This window comes from bacterium (assembly GCA_031082185.1).
In the GTDB taxonomy this organism is placed as follows: Bacteria; Sysuimicrobiota; Sysuimicrobiia; order Sysuimicrobiales; family Humicultoraceae; genus VGFA01.
Map to the genome: position 1 here is coordinate 1 of JAVHLI010000039.1, position 1194 is coordinate 1194.

Genomic DNA, 1194 nt, shown 5'->3' on the forward strand with positions numbered 1-1194 from the left:
ACTTATACCGGCATTCTCTCTTCTGCCTCGTCCACCAGTCCTCGCAGTCTGGCTTCTACCTACTACAGAATGCTCCCCTACCAATCCAGGATTGCTCCTGAACTCCGTGGCTTCGGTACCATGCTTGAGCCTCCTTACATTTTCGGTGCAAGCTGTCTCGACCAGTGAGCTATTACGCACTCTTTCAAGGATGGCTGCTTCTAAGCCAACCTCCTGGCTGTCTGAGACCTCTCACTTCCTTTACCACTTAGCATAGATTGAGAGACCTTAGCCGACGGTCTGGGCTGTTTCCCTCTCGACTATGAAGCTTATCCCCCACAGTCTGACTGCCCAGGTATATTGCGCAGTATTCGGAGTTTGATGGAGTTCGGTAACCCGGTAAGGCCCCTAGCTCTGTCAGTGCTCTACCCCTGCGCATAAACCCTGAACGCTAGCCCTAAAGCTATTTCGGGGAGAACCAGCTATCACCAGGTTCGATTGGCATTTCACCCCTATCCACACCTCATCCGACGTTTTTTCAACAACGATCAGTTCGGACCTCCACACGAGTTTAATCGTGCTTCATCCTGGACATGGATAGATCACCTGGCTTCGGGTCTACTGCATATTACTTGGCACCTTGCGGTGCCGTGCCCTATTAAGACTCGCTTTCGCTCTGGCTCCGTACTTCACGTACTTAACCTCGCAACATACAGTAACTCGCCGGTTCATTCTACAAAAGGCACGCAATCACACTCGTTACGGGCAAGCCCGTAACATCGTGCTTTAACGGCTTGTAAGCACGCGGTTTCAGGTTCTATTTCACTCCCCTCCCGGGGTTCTTTTCACGCTTTCCCTCACGGTACTTGCTCGCTATCGGTCGGAAATTCGTATTTAGCCTTGGATGATGGTCCACCCGGCTTCCCATAAGGTTTCACGTGCCTCATGGTACTCAGGACTGAATTAGGAAGACTCTCCATTTTCGCCTACAGGGTTATCACCTTCTATGACGGAGCTTTCCAGCTCGCTTCGACTAACGCAGAGTTTTCTGACTTCCCGATAGTCCGGCAGGACTATCACACCCACTCCTACAACCCCCGCTGAACAACGACTGCCGCCTATTACATCCAGCAGGTTTGGGCTCTTCCCCTTTCGCTCGCCACTACTTGGGGAATCTCGGTTGATTTCTTTTCCTCCAGGTACTGAGATGTTTCA

The 1194-nt window shown here is 51.5% G+C and carries 1 rRNA gene; it reads right to left on the reverse strand.

The window, feature by feature from the left end:
* Window positions 1–1194 (reverse strand): 23S ribosomal RNA (locus RDU83_14020); the annotation flags it as partial.